Origin of the sequence: Sphingobium sp. CCH11-B1, from assembly GCF_001556865.1 — a bacterium.
Classification (GTDB): domain Bacteria; phylum Pseudomonadota; class Alphaproteobacteria; order Sphingomonadales; family Sphingomonadaceae; genus Sphingobium.
Genome location: NZ_LSJY01000058.1, coordinates 1 through 4,157 on the forward strand (window position 1 = coordinate 1; position 4,157 = coordinate 4,157).

Consider the following 4,157-nt stretch of genomic DNA (forward strand, 5'->3'; position numbering starts at 1 on the left):
GCCGCGAACGAACGCGCCATCTGATCGAGCTGGGCGGGCTGGTCCAGAAAGCCGGGCTGGTCGAGCTAGCCGACGACGATCGCGCCACGCTCTACGGCGCGCTGCTCGATCTGGCGGGACGTGCGCGTGGCGATGATGCCGGCGACGTGCTGGCGCTGTGGAAGCGGCGCGGCAAGCGCGCGTTCGACGCGGAAGGCGAAGCGAAGGACGAAGCATGAGCGATTTCGATATCGAGGCGATCCGCGCCGAAGTCCGCGCGATGGATTTCGTGCGAGGCACGCCCGCGGAAGTCGCCATGTGGCGGGAGGACATGGCGGAGTCGCGCGCCAACCTCGTGATCGAGGACATGGTCCCGACGCCGAACGATGATGCGTTTTTCGACATGATGCTGGACGAAGGCGTGTCCCCTCCCCTCTTCATCGACGAGACCTGGGCCAAGACCAACATGACGCGGACCCACGGCCGAAGCCCGCGCGGGGAGCGCCTGCTGGCCAAGGTGCCGCACGGCCGCTGGCGCACACTGACTTTCATCGCCGCCCTGCGGCACGACCGCATCACCGCCCCGATCGAGCAGATGTTCTCCAAGCTCAAAACGCTGCTGCGCAAAGCCGATGAGCGATCCGTAGAGGCAACCTGGAGGCGGATCGGATCCCTGCTCGACTACTTCACACCCGACGAATGCCGAAACTATCTCGTCAACTCCGGATACGCTTCAACGTGATCCGGTCATGCTCTAGCCCTAAATCCTGCCCTCTTCTTCCCGCTTAGCCTGCGCCGCTCTGGTGACGGCGTAGCCGGCACGCAACAAATAGCGCATCGGCCGTTAGGCCGATTCCGTCGTTGTATCCTGACGCTGGTTATCCACAGACTGGCCTACCCCAAAGCTCACCTTTCGCGGTTCAGATTCTCTAATTCTTCTGATTCAAGATTCAGGGCGCTGAAAGGCCCGGATTTCTGCGGAAAAACGACTTCAACGGTGAGCGTTGGGGTCGAGTCGCGTGAGTTTCGGGGTAGCGTGCGGTGAGTTTTAGGGTCGGTAAAGGTGAGTGTTCGGGCCGGGTCCGGTGAGCTTCGGGGTAGCCGGGCAACCGGGTCGGCGGTGACGGTGAGTTTTGGGGTAGCCCCCTCACCGTTTCCATCGGGGAGCCGGAACATTTGCCTGGCTCACTTTTCGCGGTTAGGGTGAGTCGATAAGCCCCTCTTGCTCACCGTTGGTCAAGCCTATGTCCCAACCTGCCGTGGTCGATATGTCCTTCCGCACGCTGGCGCAAAAGGGGCGCGGAAATCCCTTTGATCCCGCCAATTACGGGGAAATCGTCAAGCCCGGCGAGCTGGTCGATATCGTCGAGCTAAGCCCCCTCACCCTCGCTGATCGCCGTATCTACAACCTGCTCATCGCCAATGCCTGGGAGCGTATTGGCGAGCCGATCATCCATCGCATTGCGAAGTCGGGACTGAAAGGGACGCACCAGGGCAACGAGCGCGTGGAAAGCTCGCTGCTACGTCTCATGGGCACTATCGCGATCGTCACGATCCGCAAGGACGGCAAGAGCTACAAGCGCCGCGTCCAGCTCCTCGGCCCCAGCGATGAAAGCCTCGAAAAGGACGGCTTCCTTCACTACCGCATCCCCGAAGAATTGATCGAGATACTGCGGAACAGTCAGGTCTATGCCCGTCTCAAGACGCAGGTAATGTATTGCTTTGAGTCGAAATACGCCCTCTGCCTCTATGAAATGATCGAGCGTCGCATCGGTTTGGAATACAAGCAGAAAGAGGAGTTCACGATCGAGGAGGTGCGCGGCCTGCTCAACGTCCCCGAGGGGAAACTTGAGCGCTTCGCCGATCTGAACAAATACTGCCTCAAGGTCGCTGTCGAGGAAATCAACAAGCTCTGCCCCTTCTATGTCGATTTCACGCCGATCAAGAACGGGCGCAAGGTCGAACGGGTGGCGCTCCACTGGTTCCCGAAAACGTCCAGCGGTAAGCGCGACGCACAGAACCTGATCGACCAACACAGCATCGTGCGACGCGCTAAGCTGCGTGGCGGGATTCCCGAGCTGCCCGTGCTGGTGGATTTCAGCACGCCCGCCGCGCAAAGGTGAGGCGCTGCCCCAAAACTCACTTTTCGATGATGCAAGTATAGCAGTATATTTGTATACTCCTATACGCTACGTGCGACGCGGCCCCTGCCCTTCTTCACGAAAAGATCGTCCAGCGCCTCACCTAGCAGGCTCTGCACCGTCGTTCCCTCCTCGGCCGCAAGAATACGGAGCTGCGTGCTGACCTCGGGAGCGAAATGTCCCCCTATCAGCTTGGTCCCCTGCCGCCCGGCCTGCGCGGGTCTGGCGGGGATTGGCGCAACGGGCATCGCCTGGAGCGTGTTGCCCTTCGCCATCACGCCACCTCCGCCTTATCGTATAGGCGTATAACCGTATACTCGTATAGGCGGTTGATTTCCGCTGCGGCCGGGCCGTTCGGCTCGAACTCCTGCACTGCCTGGCCTGTGGCCTGCGCGCGGAAGAACGCCTTGCGGTTGCCGATCGTCACCGGACAGACCGCCGCGCCCAGCTCCTCGACTGCTTTCATCGCATCGCCCGTCTCCTGTCCTTGGGGCGGGACGAATGTCAGCACGACGGCGAAGGCGCGATCGAGCTGCCGCACCACGTCCAACGTGTGCGTCATGCTCATTGTATCGAACAGCGCCGTCTTCGTCGGCACGAGGATGAAGTCGGCGTGCCGTGCGGCCTCATAGGCAACATCACGCGCGACGGCCGCGCCATCGATCACCACAAGGTCCGTGCCGGCGTCGGCACAGGCCTTGAGCATCGCCGCGAGCCGCACCGGCTGGATCGAGGCGACGGCGGGCGTGTCAAGCTGGCGCACATCTTTCCAGAACGATGCTGTCGCCTGCGGGTCTAGGTCGATGATCGCGGTTTCCTTGCCTGCCTGCTCGGCCGCCACGGCAAGGCACGTCGCCAGCGTCGTTTTTCCGACGCCGCCTTTCTGCGACAGGATGGCGAGAACCTTCATGCTACACTCCTACAGGTATAGATTTATACTTGTATACAGATATGCAGCGTGGAATGAAAGGGGATCACGACTTACCCCGCCAGTGGATCGTCACCGACAGGCCGAGACCGCTCGCGGACTCGGGGAGCGAAGCGGGTAGGAGCCACGGTGCCGCGAAGCGGTAGGCGCACCATCGCTTAAGCGGGTTGAAAGTGTCTGCCTGTGTGCTATAGTTCTGGGTATTATAGGACGATGCCGTGCGGATTTTCAAAACCAAATGGGTCGCGCGGTTCGTCCGACGTGAACGAATTAGTGACGCGGATTTGAAGGAGGCGATCGAGCGAGCCGAGCGTGGGCTTATCGACGCCGATCTGGGTGGCGGCCTCATCAAGCAGCGCGTCGCGCGACCAGGGCAGGGACGATCGGGCGGGTTTCGCATGATCGTGGCCTATCGGACGGAGGATCGGGCGTTTTTCCTCTACGGCTTTGCCAAGAGCGAGCGGGAGAACATCGATGACGACGAATTGCAGACCTTGCGGGACATCGCCGCCGAGTTCCTGGCGAACGACGACACCGCCCTTGATGAAGCCGTGAGCATCGGCAAGCTACAGGAGATTGAGAATGGCGAAGACGCTTAGCACGCTGACCGAGGCGCTCCTCGAGACGGCCGACGACATGCACAGCGTTGGTCTGATGGGCGATGACACCTATCGGAAGATCACCGTCCGCCACCTGGGGCCGGATGCGCCGCCTACGGCCGCGCCGATCACGCCCGATGAAATTCGCGGCGTGCGCGAAGAGGCGCATTTGAGTCAGGCCGCGCTCGCCAAATACCTGAACCTTACGACGGGTTATGTTTCGCAGCTCGAACGGGGCACCAAGCAAGCCAAGGGACCGGCGCTCGCGCTGCTGAATGTCATCCGCCGCAAGGGCATCGAAGTGGTTCAGTGATGGATAAACGAACGGAACAGCGTGGCCGGGCTGCAAAGCCAGCGGGATAGAGGCAGCCCGGACGCGCTATGATAGGGAAGGGGGGAGACGCCCGCCTTCTCGCTCGGCGGATTGACGCGTCGCCGCAACGGCCTCATCGATCAGGGCTTCCAGCTTCGCCGGCGACAAGTCCGCGAATTTGGCGCGCACTTCTTCAA

6 protein-coding genes and 2 pseudogenes are annotated in these 4,157 nt (G+C 61.5%); 6 read left to right on the forward strand and 2 right to left on the reverse strand.

Annotated elements, in window-relative coordinates:
* From AX724_RS06410 to AX724_RS06425, 4 genes and pseudogenes are all read left to right on the forward strand, one after another.
* Positions 1-218, forward strand: a 218-nt coding sequence (locus AX724_RS06410; protein WP_066764539.1) for a conjugal transfer protein TraD, incomplete at its 5' end; no start/stop codon positions are given.
* Positions 215-415: pseudogene (locus AX724_RS23930) on the forward strand (hypothetical protein); the annotation flags it as partial. The gene AX724_RS06410 and the pseudogene AX724_RS23930, both read left to right, overlap by 4 nt.
* Positions 413-721 (forward strand): annotated as a pseudogene (locus AX724_RS23935) (IS630 family transposase); the annotation flags it as partial. The pseudogenes AX724_RS23930 and AX724_RS23935, both read left to right, overlap by 3 nt.
* A 502-nt stretch (positions 722-1,223) precedes the next feature.
* On the forward strand, positions 1,224-2,102 hold the full coding sequence (locus tag AX724_RS06425) for a replication initiation protein (RefSeq protein ID WP_066548318.1): 879 nt from the start codon (positions 1,224-1,226) through the stop codon (positions 2,100-2,102).
* A 59-nt stretch (positions 2,103-2,161) separates the two neighbouring features.
* On the opposite strand, the gene AX724_RS06430 is transcribed toward AX724_RS06425, so the two are convergent.
* A complete protein-coding gene (locus AX724_RS06430; RefSeq protein WP_066764541.1) occupies positions 2,162-2,395 on the reverse strand; it encodes a ribbon-helix-helix domain-containing protein in 234 nt (77 codons plus the stop codon).
* Positions 2,395-3,030 (reverse strand): ParA family protein, encoded by a 636-nt coding sequence (locus tag AX724_RS06435; protein ID WP_066764542.1) that lies wholly within the window; start codon positions 3,028-3,030, stop codon positions 2,395-2,397. Before AX724_RS06435 ends, AX724_RS06430 begins: the two co-directional genes overlap by 1 nt.
* Positions 3,031-3,266: 236 nt before the next feature.
* Here AX724_RS06435 and AX724_RS06440 point away from each other — a divergent pair, with 236 nt between their 5' ends.
* Both AX724_RS06440 and AX724_RS06445 read left to right on the forward strand, forming a co-directional pair.
* On the forward strand, positions 3,267-3,647 hold the full coding sequence (locus AX724_RS06440) for a type II toxin-antitoxin system RelE/ParE family toxin (RefSeq protein WP_066212947.1): 381 nt from the start codon (positions 3,267-3,269) through the stop codon (positions 3,645-3,647).
* Positions 3,631-3,960 carry a helix-turn-helix domain-containing protein gene (locus AX724_RS06445; protein WP_066212942.1) on the forward strand — a complete coding sequence of 110 codons (330 nt, stop codon included), beginning with the start codon at positions 3,631-3,633 and terminating at the stop codon, positions 3,958-3,960. Before AX724_RS06440 ends, AX724_RS06445 begins: the two co-directional genes overlap by 17 nt.
* The last annotated feature ends 197 nt before the right edge of the window (positions 3,961-4,157 follow it).

What these genes read in the sequence shown, in the direction of transcription:
- AX724_RS06425 (WP_066548318.1), top strand. Translation starts at nt 1,224, where the DNA reads ATGTCCCAACCTGCCGTGGTCGATATGTCCTTCCGCACGCTGGCGCAA.
- AX724_RS06430 (WP_066764541.1), bottom strand. Translation starts at nt 2,395, where the DNA reads ATGGCGAAGGGCAACACGCTCCAGGCGATGCCCGTTGCGCCAATCCCC.
- AX724_RS06435 (WP_066764542.1), bottom strand. Translation starts at nt 3,030, where the DNA reads ATGAAGGTTCTCGCCATCCTGTCGCAGAAAGGCGGCGTCGGAAAAACG.
- AX724_RS06445 (WP_066212942.1), top strand. Translation starts at nt 3,631, where the DNA reads ATGGCGAAGACGCTTAGCACGCTGACCGAGGCGCTCCTCGAGACGGCC.